Below are 19,038 nucleotides of genomic sequence, written 5' to 3'. Positions count from 1 at the left end.
GGCCAGCGCCTCCGTGGCTAGGCGGGCTCCATGCGTAACCTGTTCCTTGCAACGGCGCTCTTCGCCGCTTCCCCCGCCCTGGCCCAATCGGTCCCTCTTTCGGCGCCCCAGCCGGTGCCGATCGTGCAGACCATCCCGGCCGCCCGCGACATTCCCTATCCGGGCACCATGCGGCTGGAGGTGGATGTCAACGATCTTGCCCAAGGCATCTGGACGGTGCGCCAGCGGATCCCCGTCGCGCAGGCGGGGCGGATGACCCTGCTGTTTCCCGAATGGCTGCCGGGCAAGCATGCGCCCCGGGGCGAGCTCGACAAGCTTGCCAGCCTGACCTTCAGCGCCGGCGGCGGGCCGCTCAAGTGGGAACGCGATCCTGCCGACGTGTTCGCCTTCCACCTCGACGTTCCCGCCGGCGCGACCGAGGTCGAAGCGCGCTTTCAGTTCATCACCCCGACTGACGGTCCACAAGGCCGCATCCTGGTCACGCCCGACATGCTGAACCTCCAGTTCGAAAGCGTGTCGCTCTATCCGGCCGGCTATTTCACCCGCCGAATCCCGGTCAGCGCGACGGTCAACTATCCGGCTGGCTTTCAGGCCGCCACCGCGCTCCGGCCCATCGCGACCAGCGGCACCCGGGTCACCTACAACACCGTTAGCTACGAGACGCTGCAGGATTCGCCGATCTTTGCGGGCCGCTACTTCCGCCGCGACGATCTTGGCCAAAACGTCTTCCTCAACACCGTCGCCGACAGCCCCAAGGAACTGGTGGTTTCCGCCGACATCCTCCAGCGGCATCGCAACCTCGTGACCCAGGCCACGCGCCTGTTCGGCACGCGGCAGTTCGACCACTACGACTTTCTGCATGCGGTCACCGACAAGATGGGCGGCATTGGGCTCGAGCATCACCGCTCCAGCGAAAACCAGAACGACCCCGGCTATTTCACCGACTGGAAGGCCAGCCTCGCCGACCACAATCTCCTGCCGCACGAATTCGTGCATAGCTGGAACGGCAAGCACCGCCGCCCCGCTGACCTGTTCACTCCCGACTTCCGCATGCCGATGCGCGACAGCTTGCTATGGGTGTATGAAGGCCAGACTCAGTTCTGGGGCCATGTGCTGGAAGCCCGCTCGGGCATGTCGAGCAAGGCCGAAGTGCTGGACAAGATGGCCAACATTGCCGCCGGGCTAGAGCTTACCCGCGGCCGCGAATGGCGAGCGCTGGTCGACACCACCAACGATCCCATCATCTCGGCCCGCCGCCCCAAGGCCTGGAGCAGCTGGCAGCGCAGCGAGGATTACTACAACGAGGGCATGCTGATCTGGCTCGAAGCCGACGCGATTATCCGCGCTGGAACCGGCAACCGCCGCGGCCTGGACGATTTCGCCCGCGCCTTTTTCGGCACCCGCGAAGGGGATTGGGGCGTGCGCACCTATACGCTGGACGAAGTCGTTGCCACGCTGAACCGGGTCTACGCCCACGATTGGCGCAGCTTCCTCCAGCAGCGCGTGTACGAGCCATCGGCCAACGGCGCGCCGCTCGCCGGCTTCACCCGCTCGGGCTACCGGCTCGACTATACGGACGTCCCGAACGCGGCGTTAGCGGCATCGATGAAGTCGTCGCGCGGCCATAACTACAGCTGGTCTCTCGGCATGTCGCTCGATCGCGACGGCAAGATCACCGCCGTCGTCTGGGACGGTCCGGCGTTCAAGGCGGGGCTCACCACCGGGCAGACGATCGTGGCGGTCGGCGAGAAGGCCTATAGCGAAGACGCGCTCAAGACGGCGATCACCGCAGCCAAGGGCGGCAACGCGCCGATCCCCCTCACCATCAAGCGTGGCGACAGCGTCCGGGTGGTGCCCCTTTCCTGGAACGGCGGTCTTCGCTATCCGCGCCTCACCAAAACAGGCGGTGGGTGGGGCGCCCTCGATATCCTTCTGGAGCCAAAGTGAATCTAGACCTCGTGCCGGCGGGCGCCAATCCGCCTGAATCCATCAATGTCGTCATTGAAGTGCCGATCGGCGGCGAGCCGGTGAAGTATGAGCTCGACAAGAAGTCGGGCGCCATTTTCGTCGATCGCATCCTGCACACCGCGATGCGCTATCCGGCGAACTACGGCTTCATCCCGCACACGTTGGGCGAAGACGGCGATCCGCTCGACTGCCTGGTGATGAACCGCTGGCCGTTCATGCCGGGCTGCGTCGTTCGTGCGCGCCCGGTCGCGGTGCTGTTCCTTGAGGACGAAGCCGGCGGCGACGAGAAGCTGCTCGCCGTCCCCGACGTCAAGACGACGCCCTATTACGAGGGGATCGGCGAGGGCGAGGATCTGCCGAAGATCGTGTTCGACCAGATCGCCCACTTCTTCACCCACTATAAGGACCTCGAGCCCGAAAAGTGGACCCGCGTCGGTCACTGGGGCAACCGCGAGGACGCCCAGAAGGTGATCATCGACGGTCTGGAGCGGGCGAAGCGCGAGGGGTTCTAAGCCCCTCGCGCTCCCACCTTATTCGTCCGGCCGCCCGCCACCGCGCTGCTGCACGGCGCGCTGGATAAAGCGGCTCGGGATGAACAGCTTGCGGAAGGTCAGGCCTGCCGTTCGCCCGATCGGCTCCAGCCGGTCGGCCTGGAAGGCGAACGGAATGGTGCTCGACGCGCCGTTCACCTGCGGCCGAGCATTGAAGATGTTGTTGACCTCGAACCGCACCGAGCTTCCGCGCAGGAACGGCACCTTGGTGACGAGGTCCAGCCGCTCGCCGAGATTGGCGAACGCCCGCAAGTTGAAGGTCGCGTAGGGCGAGAAGCGCAGGTCGTCGCCGACCGACGCCAGCCGGGTCGCGCTGCGCCAGTTGCCCGACAGCCGGACGCCGAGGCCATTGTTGTAATAGCCGCTGTCGACCTCGACCTGGTGGCGCGGCCGGCCGCCGCTGGCGCTGAACGCTTCGCCGTCGAGATAATCGAGGACGGGCAGGCCCGGCCCGATCACCAGCTCGTCGGTGAAGGTAACGGTGTGGGTCGCCGACAAGGTCAGACGACCGCCACGACCGCCGCCACCGGGACCACCGCCGCCGGGACCACCGAAGCGGAAGCCTCCGCCGCCTGGCCCGCCCGGGCCCGCACCGCGGCGCTCCGCCGGCGGTGCATCGCCGTCCTGCCGGACAATCACGGTCGGTTGGGCACCAGACGCACCCCCTGCGCCCGGCGGGATCAGGCCCGATTGTCGGGCCCGGTCGACCAGGCGGTTGATGGTCTGCGCCGACGGCCGCTGCGTCCGCAGCGACTTGCTGAAGTCGAAGCCCCAACGCAGCGTCTCGCGGGTCGAGCGTTCGGCGTTCACCGGCCTCAGATCGACGCTGATCAGCCGCAGCGACGCATCGCGCACGAAACGGTCGGGGAAAGCCTGCTCTAAGGCGGCGGTGGCTGCGGGGAAGCTGATCTGCGGATTGTCGATCGTTTGCCGCACGAATTCGGCGCGAAGGCGCAAGTCCTGCTCCTCGAACGGCTGCCAGTTGCCGCCGATCTTGAACACGTTGCGCTTGTCGGCCTCGAGGTCACGATTGCCGCCGGTGATGGTGGTCACCGGCACCGTCACCCCGTTGCGGGCATCGAAGAACGGCACGCCAGTGGTCTCGAGAAAGGGATCGCCAAGCTGCTGGAGCGAGGGCGCGCCTTCTTCACGGGTCCAGCTTGCCAGCAGGTTGAGCCGCGTCGCCGGCGACCAGTTGAGCCCGGCGCCGATGCTGGTCAGCGTCCCGAAATCGTCGAGATAGCGCAGCCCGCCATTCACGTTGGCGGTCAAGCGCCCGATCGCGGAAGCACGTTCGGTGATCGGCAGGTCGACGTTGCTCGATCCTTCGACAATGAAGCGGCTGAAGTCAGACGGCGTGATCAGGCCGAGGCGCCGGCTCCGGCTCTCGATCCCGAGTACGCTGGCCCCGGCCTTGAGCGTGACGTTGGCGAGACCGGCCGGCAACTGCACCAGCGGTCCATTGGCGGTCGCGTCGACGGTGAGGGAGCGGCGGGTCGATTCGCTGCGGTCGCCCCGAAGCGCGGTCTCCGATTCGCTCTGCACGATCTCGCCATTGGCGGTCGACGACAGGCGCCAGCGATCGACCTGCCCGTTGAGCGATCCGCCAAGGGCGACAGTGGTGCCGCCGGTCTCGCGCCGCAGGTAGTCACCGTTCAGCAGCCCCAGTCCGTTGCTGCCGTTGCGCCGCTCGGCCTCCGCCGTCAGCGTGCCGTTGAAGATCGACGACACCGGCCGGCTCAACGTGCCCGACACCCGCGCGGTCTGCCCGGCCCCCACAAGGGTGCGGAACGGCCGGCTGTCGATCGTGTCGTCCGCCCGCACGCCGATGTCGCGCTCATTCTCGAACAGCGGATTGTTGCCTTCCAGACGGAGGTTGCCGGAAGTGCGGGTGTTGTCGCGGATGATGAGCTTGCCCGCATCCGCCCGCGCCGTCGCATAGCCGCCATCGGTCGCGACCCGCCCGCCAAGTTCGACCGTGGTCGAGTTGAAGCGGCGGCGAAGCACAATATTCACCACGCGCTGGTCCGCCGCATAGCCATATTTCAGCGCGACCTCCTCGGGCAGGATCTCGGTCCGCTGGATCGCTTCGGGCGGAAGGTCGCGAAGTTCGCGGAAGCCTGAAATCCGCTGGCCGTTGAGCAGCACCACCGGCGCACCGCTGCCCCGTCCGCGCGCGCTGCCGGTCTGCGGCGCGATAGTGTCGAGCAGTTCGGCGATGCTGGTCGCACCGGTCGCGCGAATGTCGCGGCTGTCGAGAACGTTTTCGGGCGGGATGTTGCCGATCACCGATCCACGCGGACGAGCGCCGGTGACGGTGATCTCCTCGATCTCCTCCCCTTCCTCGTCGGTCACGGTCTCCGATTCGACAGCAGGCTGGCGCGCAATGGTGGTGGTCTGTTCGGCGGCAACCTGCTCGGTCGGCGTCGGCACGGGTGGTGGCGGGGGCGCTTCCTGCGCGGCAAGCGGCGCGGCGAGGAACGCCGTGGAAGCGAGCAAAATGTTCTTGGTCATATGGTGCCCTGAAAAGCTGGGGAGACGGGTTCGTTCCGGTGGGTTGTGCGCCTGCGATGAACCTGAAATGTCTGTCACCCCGACCTTTCGACCAACTGGAGTCCTGTCTTGACCAGCGGACCGCGTATCCTGTTTCTCGCAGCCCTTTCGCTTGGCGGCTGTGCCACCACCACGATCGAGCAAGCGCCGCTCGCTCCGCCTATTCCGGTCGCCGATGCCGCCGCCACACCGCAGGCCCTTGTGCGGCCTGATCTTGAACAACTCACCCCGGTTGAAAGCGTCAGGGCCTCGACTGCCTGGATCGCGGCGCAGGATCCGAAGCTTCACGCGGTAATCGCGCTCGATCCAACCGCCTCGGCGCAGGCCGAGCGCATCGGTCAGGCCGGGTCCGGCCCGATGCGTGGACGCCCGATCCTCCTCAAGGACAATATCGAGGCCGCCGGCCTGCCGACTACTGCCGGAAGCCTGGCACTGGCCGGCAACAACACCGGCCGTGACGCGCCGATCGTCACCCGCCTGCGCGCCGCGGGCGCGGTGATCCTCGGCAAAACCAACCTCAGCGAATGGGCCAACATCCGTTCCAACAACAGCATTTCCGGGTGGAGCGCGGTCGGCGGGCAGACCCGCAATCCTTACGCGCTCGACCGCAATACCTGTGGCAGTTCCAGCGGATCGGGCGCAGCGGTCGCCGCGGGTTATGCCGATTACGCGATCGGCAGCGAGACGGACGGCTCGATCACCTGCCCGGCCAGCATGAACGGCGTAGTCGGCTTGAAACCCACCATGGGCCTCGTCAGCCGCACCCACATCATCCCCATCAGCGAAAGCCAGGACACCGCCGGGCCGATGACCCGCACCGTGGCGCAGGCGGCTGAGCTGCTGACGGTGATCGCTGGCAGCGACCCGGCCGATCCGGCCACCGTCGAAGCCGACCGCCGCAAGACCGATTATGCCGCCGGCTTGTCGCCCGACGCGCTACGCGGCAAGAAGATTGCCGTGCTCCGCTTCGCCGCTGGCTTCGGCACCGACGCGGTGTTCGAGCAGGCGCTCGCCCAACTGAAGCAGGCTGGCGCCGAGCTGATCGAGATCAAGACGTTCAAGCCCACCGGCAATTACGGCGGGGACGAATATGCGGTGCTGCTGGCCGAGCTCAAGGCCGGCATGAAGTCGTATCTGGAAAGCAGCCCCGTCGCCGGACCCAAGACCCTCGCCGACCTGATCGCCTTCAACAAGGCGAACGCCGCGGCCGAGATGCCCTTGTTCGCGCAGGAAACTTTTGAAGAAGCCGAAAAGACCAAGGGCCTTGCCGATCCTGCCTACAAGAAAGCGCGGGCGAACAGCCTGCGGATCACCTCGACCGACCTCGACCGCCTGCTGAAGGGCGTGGACGCGGTGGTCTTCCCGACCCGCCCCGCGGCATGGAAGATCGATGCGGTGCACGGCGACATGTCGCCCGGCGGGAACGCCGTCGGCTCGATGGCGGCGGTGGCGGGCTATCCGCACCTCACCGTGCCGATGGGCCTGGTGCGCGGCCTTCCGGTGGGATTGAGCTTCGTCGGGCCGAAATGGTCGGACGGCCGCCTGCTCGGCTTCGGCCACGCCTTCGAGCAGGTTCGCGGTCCCTTCCCGCGGCCGAACTTCTATCCCAGCATCGAGACCTCGCCCGACGTCGCTCCGGCGCTGGAGCCGCAGCGCCGCTAAGCAGTCAGCTTGAGGCCGGCGATCGCGCCGACGATGGCGAGGATCAGCAGCAGGCGAATGGTGGTCGACGGCTCGTCGAAGAAGAGCATGCCGACCACCACCGTCCCGATCGCGCCAATGCCGCCCCACACGGCATAGGCCGTGCCCATCGGGATCTCGCGCGCTGCGCGCTCGAGCAGCAGCATCGACAGCGTCACGCTGACGAGGAAAGCGCCTGTCCACGGCAGGTTGCGAAAGCCGTCGACGAACCGCAGCGAGGTGGTGAACCCGACCTCGAACAGGCCACCGATGATGAGCAGGATCCAGGCCAATTGTTTATCCTTCAGGGAGCCGCTTCAAGGTGCGGATTGGCGGCTTGCGGGCTGCGCGCAGCAAGCAGGCAACCGGTGACGATCAGCACCGCGCCGGCAACGGTGAAACCGCTCAGATGCTCGCCGAACACCAGCCAGCCGAACAGGGCCGCCCACAGGAAGGCGGTATATTCGGTCGCGGCAAGGTAGCTCGCTTCGGCCCGGGCATAAGCCCAGGACAGAAGCAGCAGCGACAAGGTGGAAAGCACCGCGGCGCCAAGCAGCGCAGGCCAATGCGCAGCGGCCGGCAAGCTGGTCCCGATGAACGGCAGCGCCGCGAGCAGCACGGCGGTCACCGTCAGGTTCTGGAAGAAAGCGATCTCCAGCGGCCCGGCGGCCTGGCTCTGGCGCCGCATCATGATGATGTTGATGGCATACAGCACCGCCGACAGCTGGATCGCGAGGCTGCCCAGCAGCGCCTCGCGGCCAAGATCGGCGCGCGCCTGCCCGACGAAGATCACCAGCACCCCGACAAAGGCGAGCAGCGACGCCCCCACCGTCCGCTTGCCGACCTGCTCACCCAGCAGCACCGCGGCCAGGTACAGCGCAATTAGGGGTGCGATGAACGCAAGCGCGATCGCCTGCGCGAGCGGCACGTGCCCGATCCCCCAGAAGAACAGCAGCCCCATGAAGCTGGTCAGGACGCCGCGCTCGACATGCAGGCGGAGCACGCGGGCTTCCGGCCAGCGCTTCCAGCTCAGTGCATATCCGGCACCCGACAGCGCCACCCCGGCGAAGCTGCGCCACAGCATGGTGGAATAGACGCCGATCGCCAGCACCAGCCCCTTCATGATCGCGTCCATGCCCGAGAACAGCGCGATGCCGAGCGTACCGACCGCAAAGGCAACGGCGGGAGGAGCGTGGCGCGGAAGCATGCGCGCGGCCTAGTCGATGGGAGGCGCAGCGCAAGCGGCCGCGCCCGAGAAACTACTCCGCCGCGACCGGTTCTGCAGCGGCGTTCGCAGCCTCGATCTCGGCCGCCTTGGCTTCCACCAGGCGGACGATGTGATCGACCATGTTCTCGTCAGCGACATGATGGTCAGTGACGCCCGACAGATAGACCATGTGCTTGCCATTGCCGCCGCCGGTGACACCGATGTCGGTTTCGCGCGCTTCGCCGGGGCCGTTGACCACGCAGCCGAGCACGCTGAGGCTCATCGGCGTGCGAATGTGTTGCAAGCGCTCTTCTAGCTTTTCGACCGTACGGATGACGTCGAAGCCCTGCCGCGCGCAGGACGGGCAGGAGATGACCCGAACGCCGCGGCTGCGGATGCCGAGGCTCTTCAGCAGTTCGTAGCCGACGCGAACCTCTTCCTCCGGCTCGGCCGACAGAGAAACCCGCAAGGTGTCGCCGATCCCGCTCCACAACAGCATGCCAAGACCGACGCTGCTCTTGACCGTCCCGCCGATCAGGCCACCGGCCTCGGTGATGCCGAGGTGAAGCGGGCAATCGACCTGCGCCGCGAGCTCGGTGTAGGCGGCGACCGCGAGGAACACGTCGCTCGCCTTCACCGCGACCTTGTAGTCACGGAAGCCATGATCCTCGAGAATGCGGATATGGTCGAGCGCGCTTTCGACCAGCGCCTCGGGGCAGGGCTCGCCATACTTCTCGAGCAGGTCCTTTTCGAGGCTGCCAGCATTGACCCCGATACGGATCGCGCAGCCATTCGCCTTGGCCGCGCGGACCACCTCGGCGACGCGCTCGGACGACCCGATATTGCCCGGATTGATACGCAGACACGCGGCGCCGGCATCCGCTGCTTCAAGTGCCCGGCGATAATGGAAATGAATGTCGGCAACGATCGGCACGCTGGCCTCGCGCACGATCTCCCGCAGCGCCGCCGTGCTTTCCACATCGGGGCATGAGACGCGGATGATGTCGGCGCCCGCTTCCTCGCAGCGGCGGATCTGCTCGATCGTCGCCTTGGCGTCGCTCGTCAGCGTGTTGGTCATGGTCTGCACCGTAATCGGCGCGTCGCCGCCGACCGGCACGTTGCCGACCATGATCTGGCGAGACTTTCGGCGCTCGATATCGCGCCATGGACGGATGGAAGACATGACCTCCCATATAGAGCCGCCGCATGACGTTACAAAGGCAGGCTTTCGCCGGCCCGTGGCCACGGCTAAAGCCGCGGCGTGCCGATCATCAGACTCCTCGCAGCGCTTCTCGCGCTGACCGCCGCTGCGCCTGCCGCAGCTTATTGGGAATATACCCACCGCATGGTCGCCAGCATCGCCTGGGACCAGATCAAGCCGGAGACCCGGACAAAGCTGCGCGCCCTGATGCGCGAAGGCGCGCGGCTTGAGACCCCGGAATGTCCCGTCGGCACGCTCGAGGACGCAAGCGTCTGGGCCGATTGCATCAAGCCGATGGGCGATCGCTTCAGCTATCAGTCGAGCTGGCACTATCAGAACGTCAACATCTGCAAGCCGTTCAGCCTGCGGGATGCGTGCAAGGACGGCAATTGCGTGTCGGCGCAGATCGAGCGCAATGCCCGGCTACTCGCCGACAAGAAGCTGCCGGTGCGCGAACGGGTGATGGCGCTCGCCTATCTCGTCCACTTCGTCGGCGACCTTGCGCAGCCGATGCACGGCGGCGATCGCGGCGACCTTGGTGGCAACCAGGTGCCGGTGACCTACGGCATCGTCGAAGGGCGGACCAATCTTCACGGCATCTGGGACGGCTGGATTCCGGAGCGCGCGGTCACCTCGCCCCCGGGCGGGGTGAAGGGGCTGCTGAGCGGCGTCACGTCCGCGCAGAAGGCCGAGCTCGCCTCCGGCACCGTCGAGGACTGGAGCCGCAAGGCGTGGGAAAATGCCCGCACCTATGCCTACACGACGGCGCTCGGCGATCCCTGCCGCGAACGCGCCAAGGACGAGCGCGGAGTCGTTACCGAGACCGAGGTTCAGGCGCTGATCCCGGCGGTCCGCCAGCAGGTCCTCGCCGGCGGGCTACGGCTCGCGCGGATGCTCGACGACGCGATACTGCGCGGCCAAGCGCCGCAGCGGCCGGGGCGCAGCAGCGAATAAGCCCTAGCGTTTCCCGCGCCGCTTCCAGGCGCGGAATTCCTCAAGCTCCTTGGCGCTCATGTCGAGGTCAACGCGCTCCGACTTGCTGATCGCAAAGCGGATAAACCCGAAAGTCAGCAGCGCCAGCAGCGCGAACCACGGCGCCAGCAGCCACATACTGCGTTCGAGCAACCGGTCGATGAAGACGCTTGGCACGGTGACCAGCACCACGAACACGATCAGCGCCGCCCAGCCCTTGGCGTTGCGCGGCGTGATCTGCATCCGCCCTCGACCGCGAACATAGGTGAACCAGGGCTCGGTCATCACTTTTTCCCGGTCACGAAAGCGGCGATCCGCTCGGCGAGGCCGGGCGTGAGCGGCCGGTCGGCCTCCGCATAGGTCGCGAGGTTCTGGCTGCGGTCAGCCGGCGCGTCGCTGAGGACATGGCTCATCGCGGGAAACAGCACATAGGCAGCCTTGGGTGCGGCCTTTCGGAACACCTCGCCGTTGGCCGTATCGACCTGCACGTCATGCCCGCCCTGAACGATCAGCATCGGCCGCTTGACCCCCGCCGCCAGCTTGGCCGGATCCTGCGCCAGCAGTTCGATCATGAACCCCTGCACCGCCGGGTTGAACAGACCCTGCGCCAGGACCGGGTGCAGTCCCGTGACCGACACCTTCCGCCCTGCCTCGAGCTCGCCCAACGCCTTTTCGGCCGAAGCAAGGATCGGCGCATTGGCAGGGTTGGCGCGAAGCTGCTTGCGGATGGTGTCCCCCATCCGCTCGCCGGGTGTCGCGATCAAGACGATGCCGCAGACATTGGGCTCTGCGGCCGCCCGCAACGCAACCAGGCCGCCTTCGCTGTGGCCGGCTACCCACACGCATTTCTGGCCAGTCCGGCGGCGCGCCGTATCCACCCACGCCCGAACGTCGCCGTCATAATCGGCAAAGGTCGCCTCGTTCGGATTGCCTGCGCCCGCGCTGCCGAACATGCCGCGCTTGTCGATCCGCAGCGTTGCGACACCACGCGTGACGAGGGCCTCGGCAAGTTTTCGATACGGCGCGGCCTTCACGCCGATGGGATTGTTGCCGTCTCGGTCGGTCGGGCCCGAGCCCGGAATGAGCAGCATGGTCGCCTTGGCCTTGCCTGCCGGCGTCAGCAGATATCCTTCCAGCGCGCCATTGGCCTCGGAGCGGATCACGTTCCCCGTCGGGACCGGGGCGGATGGCACTCCCTGCGCGGCAAGGACGGCAGCGGCGATGAGCAGGCTCGGCATCATTCACTCTCCTTGGACGGACGTCCGCGCTTTACCGGCTGGGGCGGCGCCAACTTCACTCCCCGGCTCTTGAGCGCTTCCCGCAGCAGGCATTCCACTTCGGCGTTGGCGGAGCGGAGGTTGGCGGTCGCGCAGCGTTCCACCGCCGCCCACAGGTCGGGGTCGATCCGCAGCGGAAAGGCCTTGCGCGCCGCCATGCCCGCTTACTGGTACAGGCTGCCGGTGTTGACCACGGGCTGGGTGTCGCGCTCGCCGCACAGCACCACCATCAGGTTCGAGACCATCGCCGCGCGGCGCTCGTCATCGAGCTCGACCACGTTCTTGGCGCTGAGCTGCTCCAAGGCCATCTCGACCATGCCGACCGCACCGTGGACCAAAGTCTGGCGGGCGGCAACCACCGCCTGCGCCTGCTGGCGGCGAAGCATCGCGCCGGCGATCTCCTGCGCGTAGGCAAGATGGGTGAAGCCGCATTCGTCGACGGTGATTCCGGCCACCGCAAGCCGGGCGTTCAGCTCCTGGCGAAGCTCCACCCCGACCTGATCGTGATTGCCGCGCAGGGTAACCTCGAGATGCTCGAAATCGTCGTACGGGTAACGCGAGCCGATCGCGCGGATGCCAGCCTCGACCTGCACCGCGACGAACGCCTTGTAATCATCGACGTCGAACAGGGCCTGTGCCGTATCGACCACACGCCACACCACCTGCGCTGCCATCTCGATCGGATTGCCGCGCAGGTCGTTGACCTTGATCCGCTCGGAAATGAAGTTGTTGGAGCGCACCGATACCTTGGCTCGCATCTCCCAGGGCCAAACCCAGCGCAGGCCAGTCTTGCGGTCGGTCCCGCGATACGACCCAAACAGGGTGATCGACGCCGCCTGGTTGGGCTGCAGCATGTAGAAGCCGCACAGCACGAACAGCAGGACGATGGGTGAGACGATCACACCTACAATGGCGAGAGGCGGGCCCTCGCCGTCGGAGCCGATCAAGCCAAGGATCGACACCACTTGCGCCGCAATGGCGAGCAGCAGCAAAAGCAGCATGGCATAGCCGCTGAATGTCTGCGCCGGCCGCTCGTGGCTCGCAGACAGATTGATGATACCCCCATTGGCCATGTTCGTCTCCCTTATGTGATATCACTTATATATCGGTTCGATACACGGTGCAAGGGGCAGAGCCTTGCGCTAGGGGCGGGCGGCGTGCCGTACTTGCCTGATCTGGAGCTTCTCTCATGACGACCACTGACCGAGCCACCGACTGGAAGCTCGTTATCCATGGCGGCGCGGGCGTGATCGAGCGAGCGCAGCTCGAGCGCGCACCTGGCAAGGAAAGGGAGATCCGCGACGGCCTCGGCCGCGCGCTGGCGGCGGGTGCGGTGTTGGACGGCGGCGGCACCGCGCTCGACGCGGTCGATGCGGCGGTTCGGGTGCTGGAGGACGATCCCAATTTCAACGCCGGCCACGGCGCGGTGATGACCTACGACGGCAAGATCGAGCTGGACGCGGCGATCATGGACGGGCGGACCCGCGAGGCCGGAGCGGTGACCGGGGTGACAGCGACGCGCAACCCGATCGGTTTGGCCCGACAGGTGATGGAAGCGAGCGACCATGTCATGCTGGGCGGGGACGGCGCCGACGCCTTTTCGCGCCAGCAAGGGCTCACCCAAGTCAATCCTTCCTATTTCGCGACCGACTATCGTCGCAGCCAGATCGAGACCTTCAAGGCCAGCGAGATCAGCGCCCTGGATCTCGAATATCGCTACGGCACCGTCGGTGCAGTGGCGCTCGATAGCCACGGGCACGTTGCCGCCGCGACCTCGACTGGCGGCATGACCGGCAAGCGCTGGAATCGCATCGGCGACACGCCAATCATCGGCGCGGGCACCTATGCCGATGATCGCGCGGGCGCAGTGTCGGCGACGGGCTCGGGCGAGATGTTCATTCGCGTCGGCGTCGCGCATGAGATTTGCGCCCGAATGCGCCTGTTGGGCGAGGATGCGACAACCGCGGCGGAGACGGTGATGAAGGAAGTGGCGGCAATCGACGGAAGCGGCGGGGTGATCGTGGTCACGCCGCGGGGCGAGATGGTCTACAGCTTCAACTCGGCCGGCATGTACCGCGGCAAGGCCGACGCCAACGGCCGCCGGGTTGCGATCTTCGGCGACGAGGAGCAGCGCTGAGCGATGCAGCTGGAACGCACCACCCCGGCCGACCTGCCGACCCTCCACGCCTTGGTCGAACGCGCCTATCGTGGCGAAACGGCGCGGGCCGGTTGGAGCCATGAAGCGGACCTGCTGACGGGCGACCGAACCAGCGTCGCGGAGCTGCAGAGCTTTCTCGATGCCGGCGACCACCTTTTGGTGTGGCGCGACAATGGCGCGATCCGCGCTTGCGTGCGGCTGGTCCCCTTGAACGCGGACTTGGTCTATCTCGGCATGCTGACGGTCGATCCGTCGCTACAAGGCGACGGGCTTGGCAAGCGCCTGCTCGCGGCGGCGGAGACCTACGCGCGTGACGTGCTCGGCGCAAAGCGGATGGAAATGCAGGTGTTCTCCCGCCGCCGCGAACTCCTCTCCTTCTACGATCGGCGCGGCTACCGACCGACCGGCGAGAAGCGGCCCTTTCCTTATGAGGAATGGCCACACGCCGGCGCCCAATTCGACGATCTCGAATTCACGGTGCTCGAAAAGCGCCTTTAGGTCGCCATCGCCAGCAGGGTCGCGACCTTGTCAGCCTCATGCGCGGGCTTGTCCTGACGGATCCGGGCAATCCGCGGAAAGCGCATGGCAAGGCCCGAGCGGTGGCGCTTGCTGAGGTGGATGGAATCGAACGCGACCTCGAACACCAGGGTCTTTTCGACCTCCCGCACCGGCCCGAAACGGTTCACCGTATGTCGGCGCACGAAGCGGTCGAGCCATTTGAGCTCCTCGTCCGTGAAGCCCATATAGGCCTTGCCGACCGGCAGCAGTTCGCCATCTTCGGCCCAGCAACCGAAGGTGAAATCCGAATAGAAGCTCGACCGCTTGCCGCTCCCGCGCTGGGCATACATGACCACGCAATCGGCGGTCAGCGGATCGCGCTTCCACTTGTACCACAGGCCTACGCGGCGTCCGGAGACGTAGGGCGCATCGCGGCGCTTCAGCATCATGCCCTCGATCGACGCGTCGCGAGCATTGGAGCGGATCGCGGCAAGCTGCGTGAAGTCGTCGGCCTCGATCAATTGTGAGATGTCGAAGCGATCGGCCGGGAGCCGTTCCATGAAGGCTTCGAGTCGGGCCCGCCGCTCCGACCAGGGCAGCCCGCGCAAGTCCTCTTCGCCGTCGAACAACAGGTCGTAGAGGCGGACAAAGGCCGGATACTCCTCGCGCATCTTGGCGCTGACCACCTTGCGGCCGAGCCGCTGCTGTAGCGCGTTGAAGCTCGCCGCCGAGCCGCCATGCTCGTCGAGCCCCTGCCCCGCCCCCCGCACCAGCAATTCGCCGTCGAGCACCGCGGGAACGCGAAAGGCCTCAGCCACCTCGGGGAAGCTGCGGGTCACGTCGTCGCCGGTGCGGCTGTAGAGCCGGGTCTCGCCGCCGGCATGGACCAGTTGCAGGCGGATGCCGTCCCACTTCCACTCGGCCGCATAAGCATCGAGGTCGAGCTCGGCATCCTCCAACGGGTGGGCGAGCATGAACGGGCGGAACACCGGAATGTCCTTGGCCAATGGCTGCTCGCCCCGGCCCTCGCCCCAGGCGAACAGCTCAAGATAGGGCGGCCTCAGCCCATGCCAGACTTCTTCCACCGCTTCGACATCCACCTCAAAGGCATCGGCGAAGGCCTGCTTGGCATTACGCGCGTTGATCCCGACGCGAAGCTCGCCGGTCGCGAGCTTCAGCAATGCATAGCGCCCGGGCGCGTCCAGATGATCGAGCATCGCCACCAGCACCGCTGGCGCGTCCGAGCGGCTCGCCGACCGCAGCCGGCCCACCGCCTCGCTGATGGTGATGGTGCCGTCGTCCCAATCACCTTCGGCACTCGGCCACAGAAGGGAGACGGTCTCGGCAAGATCGCCGACATAGTTGTGGCTCATCCGCAGGAGCAGCGGATCGACCCGCTCGGAAGCCAGCGCGCGGATCACGGCGCCCTTTACATGCGGGATGTCGAGCGTGCCGGTCAGCGCCGCCAGCGCATAGCCGCGGTCGGGGTCGGGCGTGCGGCGGAGATAATCGCCGATCAGCTTGAGCTTGGCCAACCGCGAGCGGGTGTAGACGAGCGAATCGAGCAGCTGCGAAAAGTCACGCATGGAGGCGTAACGAACGTCAGGGAGGAAGTTCCTCCCGGGGGCTGCCTCAGTGGAGGCGGGTCGCCACCGCCGCCAGGATCGCCTGCTGCTCGGCCTGGGTCCGGGCGGCAAGCGCATCTTCGGCATGATCAAGGCACGCGGTTGTCGCGACCCGGCAGCCGGGCAACAGCGCCAGCTGTGACGACAGGCGGGCAAGGCCCTCCATCGCATGCAGGCCAGCGCGGTCGGCCGCACCGCGTATCGCGTCCATCCGGGCGTGGATGTCGAGCGGGCTCAGCGCCTCGGCGCGAGTGCGTATATCGCGCAGCCGGCGCTGAAGGTCGTGGTGCAGGTCACCCAGCGAATCACTCATGGTTCACCTCATCGTCGCCCCCTGAAGGTGCGCCCGAAGGGTAAACAGGCTTTGAAGACGTCGTCGTGACCGGGCGAAGGCGGCGCGATGACCTTGACAAGCGCGGCCGCCGCCGCCATTGGGGCGCCCGATGCGGGCGGCTTTGGGCCGCTCTTTGTTTTTCCAGACTTTGGGTGCACCACGATGGCCAAGCCGGCAACCGTCAAGATCAAGCTCGTCAGCACGGCCGATACCGGCTTCTTCTACGTGACCAAGAAGAACCCGCGCAACATCACCGAGAAGATGACCTTTCGGAAGTATGACCCGGTTGTGCGCAAGCATGTCGACTTCAAGGAAGCCAAGATCAAGTAAGCCGGTTCGGCTTGCCTGACCCGGCCGCCTGGCTGGGAGGCTTCAGCAAGGATGGGCTGCCACGAGCAGCTTGAGGGCGCTCCGGCGCCCTTCTTCGCGTTTGGCGTGATCTGGCCGGGGTGGGGCGCGCTCAGGCGACCGGCGCTTCCTTGGGCAGCAGGGCGCTCACCTCCTGCACGAAGCGCGCCACCGAAATCGGCTTGGACACATAGGCCTGCGCACCCGCAGCGCGAATCCGGTCGTCATCGCCCTGCCCCGCATAGGCCGTGACCGCCATGATCGGCACATCGGCCAGCTCCGGCTCCTGCCGGATGGAGCGGATCAGCTCCAAGCCGCTGACGTAGGGCAGTTGGATATCGGTGATGACGAGATGGGGGCGAAACCCCTTCGCTTCCTCCAGCGCAATGCGGCTGTCGGTTACCGGGCGTGCATCATGGCCGTGAGCCGCAAGCAGGTCGCAGAACAGCTTGATGTTGAGGGCATTGTCCTCGACAACCAGGATCCTGGCCATGTTCAGGCACTCCTCATGGTGACAGTATAGGCGATGATCCAGCCAAGCCCAAACGACAGTGACTCCGTAACGGTTGCGCTGCAGGCGCTTGCCGTCTCGCTCGGGGACGAAGCGCGGGCGGCGCGCCTGCTGACTCTGACCGGCCTCAGCCCCGACGACCTACGCCACCGCGCCGCCGAGCCCGAGGTGCTGGTCGCGGTGCTGCGCTTTCTCGAAGACCATGAGCCGGACCTGCTTGCCGTTGCCGACACATTGGGACTCAAGCCGCAGGAACTGGTCGCCGCGAGGATCGCTCTCGACGCATGAACGCCCGTCCCCTGTTCGTCACCGATTGTGACGAAGTGCTGCTCCACATGGTTCGTCATTTCTCTTCCTGGCTGGAGGAGGATCAGGACGTGCTGTTCCGGCCCGAAGACGGCGACATGGCGGGCGCGCTCAAGTACAAGGCGAGCGGCGAAGTGGTCCCCAAGGACGAGGTCTGGACCTATCTTGGCCGCTTCTTCGAAGGCGAAATGCATCGCCAGACCCTGGTTCCCGGTGCGCTGGAGGCGCTTGGCCGGATCGAGGAAACGGCCGACATCGTGATCCTCACCAACCTCCCCCACAAGGCGCACCCGTGGCGCGTCGACCAGCTGGCCAAGCACGACATCCATCACGAGATCGTCTGCAACAGCGGCGGCAAGGGCGAGCCCCTGAAGCGGCTGGTCGATCGGCATGGCGCGAGCCGGAGCGTGTTCGTCGACGACCTTGCCCAGCATCACCGCTCGGTTGCCCAGCATTCGCCCGATACGCAGCGACTGCACATGGTGGCCGAACCAACCCTCGCCGCAGTAACCGCCACTGCCGAGCACGCTCATGCCCGCATCGACGACTGGGCAATTGCTACTCCCTGGATCCTGGAACGACTGGAAGGCCGCACCTCATGAAAACCTGCCTCATCACCGGCGCCACCGCCGGCATCGGCGCTGCCTCCGCACGCGCCTTCGTCGGAGCCGGCTGGCGGGTGGTCGGGACCGGCCGCCGCGAAGAACGGTTGCAGGCGCTGCAGGAGGAGCTTGGCGCCAATTTTCTGCCGCTGACGGTCGACATGCAGGACGTCGAACAGCTTGAAACGCTAGCGAGCCTGGACGGCGACTGGTCGGGCATCGACTGCCTCATCAACAATGCCGGCCTCGCCCCGTCGATGGCCGATCTGCAGGACAGTGAGTGGGACGATCTCAAGACCGTCCTCGACACCAACGTCACCGGCCTTGTCGCCCTGACGCGCGCCTGCCTGCCCAAGTTGATCGAGGCCAAAGGCATCGTCGTGAACCTGTCCTCGGTTGCCGGTACCTACCCTTATCGCGGCGGCGCGGTGTACGGCGCGACCAAGGCGTTCGTGCGCCAGTTCAGCCTGATGCTCCGCAACGATCTTGCGGGCACCGGCGTGCGCGTCACCTCGATCGAACCGGGCATGGCCGAGACCGAATTCACCCTTGTCCGCAACGGCGGCGACCAGGCGGCGTCAGACGCGCTCTATGCCGGGATCGAGCCGATGACCGCCGAAGACCTCGCCAACACCATCCTGTGGGTCGCGAGCCAGCCGACGCACCTCAATTTCAATTCGATCGAATTGATGCCGACCCGCCAGAACTGGGCCGGCTTCTCCACCAACCGCAAATCTTGACCTCGGCCGCGTGAAGAGCCACTCGCCCCCTCATGTCTATTGATCAGCGCCTCGCCGAGCTCGGCATCACCCTTCCCGAAGCCGCCGCCCCGGTCGCGGCCTATGTGCCCGTGGTCCAGAGCGGCAACCTCTTGTTCGTATCGGGCCAGGTGAGCTTCGCCGCCGACGGCAGCCGGATCACCGGCCGCCTTGGCGAGGACATAGACCTTGAAGCCGGCCAGGAAGCCGCGCGGCGCTGCGGGCTGATGGTGCTGGCGCAGGTCAAGCTCGCCCTCGGCGGTTCGCTCGACCGGGTCAGCCGGATCGTGAAGCTCGGCGTGTTCGTCAATTCGACCGGGGATTTTACCGACCAGCCCAAGGTCGCCAATGGCGCGTCCGAGCTGATGCAGGACGTGTTCGGCGACGCCGGGCGCCATTCCCGCGCGGCCGTCGGCGTACCGGCACTGCCGCTTGGCGTCGCGGTCGAGGTTGATGCGATTGTCGAGGTCCGCGACTGATCGGCTCTTC

At 66.4% G+C, this 19,038-nt stretch carries 22 protein-coding genes; 11 read left to right on the top strand and 11 right to left on the bottom strand.

The window, feature by feature from the left end:
* Positions 1–30: 30 nt before the first annotated feature.
* Positions 31–1,947 (top strand): M61 family metallopeptidase, encoded by a 1,917-nt coding sequence (locus ACP69Z_RS03995; RefSeq protein ID WP_426266255.1) that lies wholly within the window; start codon positions 31–33, stop codon positions 1,945–1,947.
* On the top strand, positions 1,944–2,480 hold the full coding sequence (gene ppa, locus ACP69Z_RS03990) for an inorganic diphosphatase (protein ID WP_426266254.1): 537 nt from the start codon (positions 1,944–1,946) through the stop codon (positions 2,478–2,480). The genes ACP69Z_RS03995 and ppa overlap by 4 nt, the downstream gene beginning before the upstream one ends.
* Positions 2,481–2,498: 18 nt before the next feature.
* Here the strand turns inward: ppa and ACP69Z_RS03985 are convergent, their stop codons facing one another.
* On the bottom strand, positions 2,499–5,033 hold the full coding sequence (locus ACP69Z_RS03985; RefSeq protein ID WP_426266253.1) for a TonB-dependent receptor: 2,535 nt from the start codon (positions 5,031–5,033) through the stop codon (positions 2,499–2,501).
* 108 nt (positions 5,034–5,141) lie between these two features.
* Here ACP69Z_RS03985 and ACP69Z_RS03980 point away from each other — a divergent pair, with 108 nt between their 5' ends.
* Entirely contained in the window at positions 5,142–6,734 is a 1,593-nt protein-coding gene (locus ACP69Z_RS03980) for an amidase (protein WP_426266252.1), read from the top strand.
* Here ACP69Z_RS03980 and ACP69Z_RS03975 read toward each other — a convergent pair.
* The 3 genes from ACP69Z_RS03975 to ispG are packed head-to-tail and all read right to left on the bottom strand — an operon-like array spanning position 6,731 to position 9,142.
* Entirely contained in the window at positions 6,731–7,045 is a 315-nt protein-coding gene (locus ACP69Z_RS03975; protein ID WP_426266251.1) for a DMT family transporter, read from the bottom strand. The genes ACP69Z_RS03980 and ACP69Z_RS03975 overlap by 4 nt on opposite strands.
* A gap of 11 nt (positions 7,046–7,056) precedes the next feature.
* Complete coding sequence (locus tag ACP69Z_RS03970) at positions 7,057–7,959, bottom strand: DMT family transporter (RefSeq protein ID WP_426266250.1); 903 nt, start codon at positions 7,957–7,959, stop codon at positions 7,057–7,059.
* A gap of 52 nt (positions 7,960–8,011) precedes the next feature.
* The gene (gene ispG / locus ACP69Z_RS03965) at positions 8,012–9,142 is read right to left on the bottom strand and encodes a flavodoxin-dependent (E)-4-hydroxy-3-methylbut-2-enyl-diphosphate synthase (protein ID WP_426266249.1); all 1,131 of its coding nucleotides are present in this window, start codon (positions 9,140–9,142) and stop codon (positions 8,012–8,014) included.
* A gap of 78 nt (positions 9,143–9,220) precedes the next feature.
* On the opposite strand from ispG, the gene ACP69Z_RS03960 reads away from it, so the two are divergent.
* Positions 9,221–10,114: a S1/P1 nuclease gene (locus tag ACP69Z_RS03960; protein WP_426266248.1), complete on the top strand. Its 894-nt coding sequence runs from the start codon at positions 9,221–9,223 to the stop codon at positions 10,112–10,114.
* Between the two features lie 3 nt (positions 10,115–10,117).
* On the opposite strand, the gene ACP69Z_RS03955 is transcribed toward ACP69Z_RS03960, so the two are convergent.
* The 4 genes from ACP69Z_RS03955 to ACP69Z_RS03940 are packed head-to-tail and all read right to left on the bottom strand — an operon-like array spanning position 10,118 to position 12,482.
* Complete coding sequence (locus ACP69Z_RS03955; protein WP_426266247.1) at positions 10,118–10,417, bottom strand: hypothetical protein; 300 nt, start codon at positions 10,415–10,417, stop codon at positions 10,118–10,120.
* On the bottom strand, positions 10,417–11,373 hold the full coding sequence (locus ACP69Z_RS03950) for an alpha/beta hydrolase (RefSeq protein WP_426266246.1): 957 nt from the start codon (positions 11,371–11,373) through the stop codon (positions 10,417–10,419). Before ACP69Z_RS03950 ends, ACP69Z_RS03955 begins: the two co-directional genes overlap by 1 nt.
* Positions 11,370–11,567: a toxin-antitoxin system HicB family antitoxin gene (locus ACP69Z_RS03945; protein WP_426266245.1), complete on the bottom strand. Its 198-nt coding sequence runs from the start codon at positions 11,565–11,567 to the stop codon at positions 11,370–11,372. Before ACP69Z_RS03945 ends, ACP69Z_RS03950 begins: the two co-directional genes overlap by 4 nt.
* A 6-nt stretch (positions 11,568–11,573) precedes the next feature.
* Positions 11,574–12,482 carry an SPFH domain-containing protein gene (locus ACP69Z_RS03940; protein WP_426266244.1) on the bottom strand — a complete coding sequence of 303 codons (909 nt, stop codon included), beginning with the start codon at positions 12,480–12,482 and terminating at the stop codon, positions 11,574–11,576.
* Positions 12,483–12,598: 116 nt separating this feature from the next.
* Between ACP69Z_RS03940 and ACP69Z_RS03935 the strand changes: the two genes are divergently transcribed.
* Together ACP69Z_RS03935 and ACP69Z_RS03930 are read left to right on the top strand one after the other, a co-directional pair.
* Positions 12,599–13,546 carry an isoaspartyl peptidase/L-asparaginase family protein gene (locus ACP69Z_RS03935; protein WP_426266243.1) on the top strand — a complete coding sequence of 316 codons (948 nt, stop codon included), beginning with the start codon at positions 12,599–12,601 and terminating at the stop codon, positions 13,544–13,546.
* 3 nt (positions 13,547–13,549) lie between these two features.
* A complete protein-coding gene (locus tag ACP69Z_RS03930; protein WP_426266242.1) occupies positions 13,550–14,065 on the top strand; it encodes a GNAT family N-acetyltransferase in 516 nt (171 codons plus the stop codon).
* Here ACP69Z_RS03930 and ACP69Z_RS03925 read toward each other — a convergent pair.
* Both ACP69Z_RS03925 and ACP69Z_RS03920 read right to left on the bottom strand, forming a co-directional pair.
* On the bottom strand, positions 14,062–15,651 hold the full coding sequence (locus ACP69Z_RS03925) for a cisplatin damage response ATP-dependent DNA ligase (RefSeq protein WP_426266241.1): 1,590 nt from the start codon (positions 15,649–15,651) through the stop codon (positions 14,062–14,064). The two genes, ACP69Z_RS03930 and ACP69Z_RS03925, sit on opposite strands and share 4 nt — an antisense overlap.
* A 46-nt stretch (positions 15,652–15,697) precedes the next feature.
* Positions 15,698–16,003, bottom strand: a complete 306-nt coding sequence (locus tag ACP69Z_RS03920) for a hypothetical protein (protein ID WP_426266240.1) — start codon at positions 16,001–16,003, stop codon at positions 15,698–15,700.
* 183 nt (positions 16,004–16,186) lie between these two features.
* Between ACP69Z_RS03920 and rpmG the strand changes: the two genes are divergently transcribed.
* A complete protein-coding gene (rpmG, locus tag ACP69Z_RS03915) occupies positions 16,187–16,354 on the top strand; it encodes a 50S ribosomal protein L33 (RefSeq protein ID WP_295371181.1) in 168 nt (55 codons plus the stop codon).
* 130 nt (positions 16,355–16,484) lie between these two features.
* On the opposite strand, the gene ACP69Z_RS03910 is transcribed toward rpmG, so the two are convergent.
* Positions 16,485–16,865, bottom strand: a complete 381-nt coding sequence (locus ACP69Z_RS03910) for a response regulator (RefSeq protein ID WP_426266239.1) — start codon at positions 16,863–16,865, stop codon at positions 16,485–16,487.
* Positions 16,866–16,898: 33 nt separating this feature from the next.
* On the opposite strand from ACP69Z_RS03910, the gene ACP69Z_RS03905 reads away from it, so the two are divergent.
* Genes ACP69Z_RS03905 through ACP69Z_RS03890 form a run of 4 tightly spaced genes read left to right on the top strand, consistent with a single transcriptional unit; the run spans position 16,899 to position 19,028 of the window.
* On the top strand, positions 16,899–17,171 hold the full coding sequence (locus tag ACP69Z_RS03905; protein WP_426266238.1) for a DUF3572 domain-containing protein: 273 nt from the start codon (positions 16,899–16,901) through the stop codon (positions 17,169–17,171).
* Positions 17,168–17,791 carry an HAD family hydrolase gene (locus ACP69Z_RS03900; RefSeq protein ID WP_426266237.1) on the top strand — a complete coding sequence of 208 codons (624 nt, stop codon included), beginning with the start codon at positions 17,168–17,170 and terminating at the stop codon, positions 17,789–17,791. Before ACP69Z_RS03905 ends, ACP69Z_RS03900 begins: the two co-directional genes overlap by 4 nt.
* Positions 17,788–18,531: an SDR family NAD(P)-dependent oxidoreductase gene (locus tag ACP69Z_RS03895; RefSeq protein ID WP_426266236.1), complete on the top strand. Its 744-nt coding sequence runs from the start codon at positions 17,788–17,790 to the stop codon at positions 18,529–18,531. The genes ACP69Z_RS03900 and ACP69Z_RS03895 overlap by 4 nt, the downstream gene beginning before the upstream one ends.
* A 32-nt stretch (positions 18,532–18,563) precedes the next feature.
* Positions 18,564–19,028, top strand: a complete 465-nt coding sequence (locus tag ACP69Z_RS03890) for a RidA family protein (RefSeq protein WP_426266235.1) — start codon at positions 18,564–18,566, stop codon at positions 19,026–19,028.
* Positions 19,029–19,038: the final 10 nt, after the last annotated feature.

Source organism: Sphingomonas sp. LHG3443-2 (genome assembly GCF_049896405.1).
Lineage (GTDB): Bacteria > Pseudomonadota > Alphaproteobacteria > Sphingomonadales > Sphingomonadaceae > Sphingomicrobium.
The sequence above is the reverse complement of the archived record's forward strand: the minus strand, read 5'-3'. Positions and strand labels throughout refer to the sequence as shown.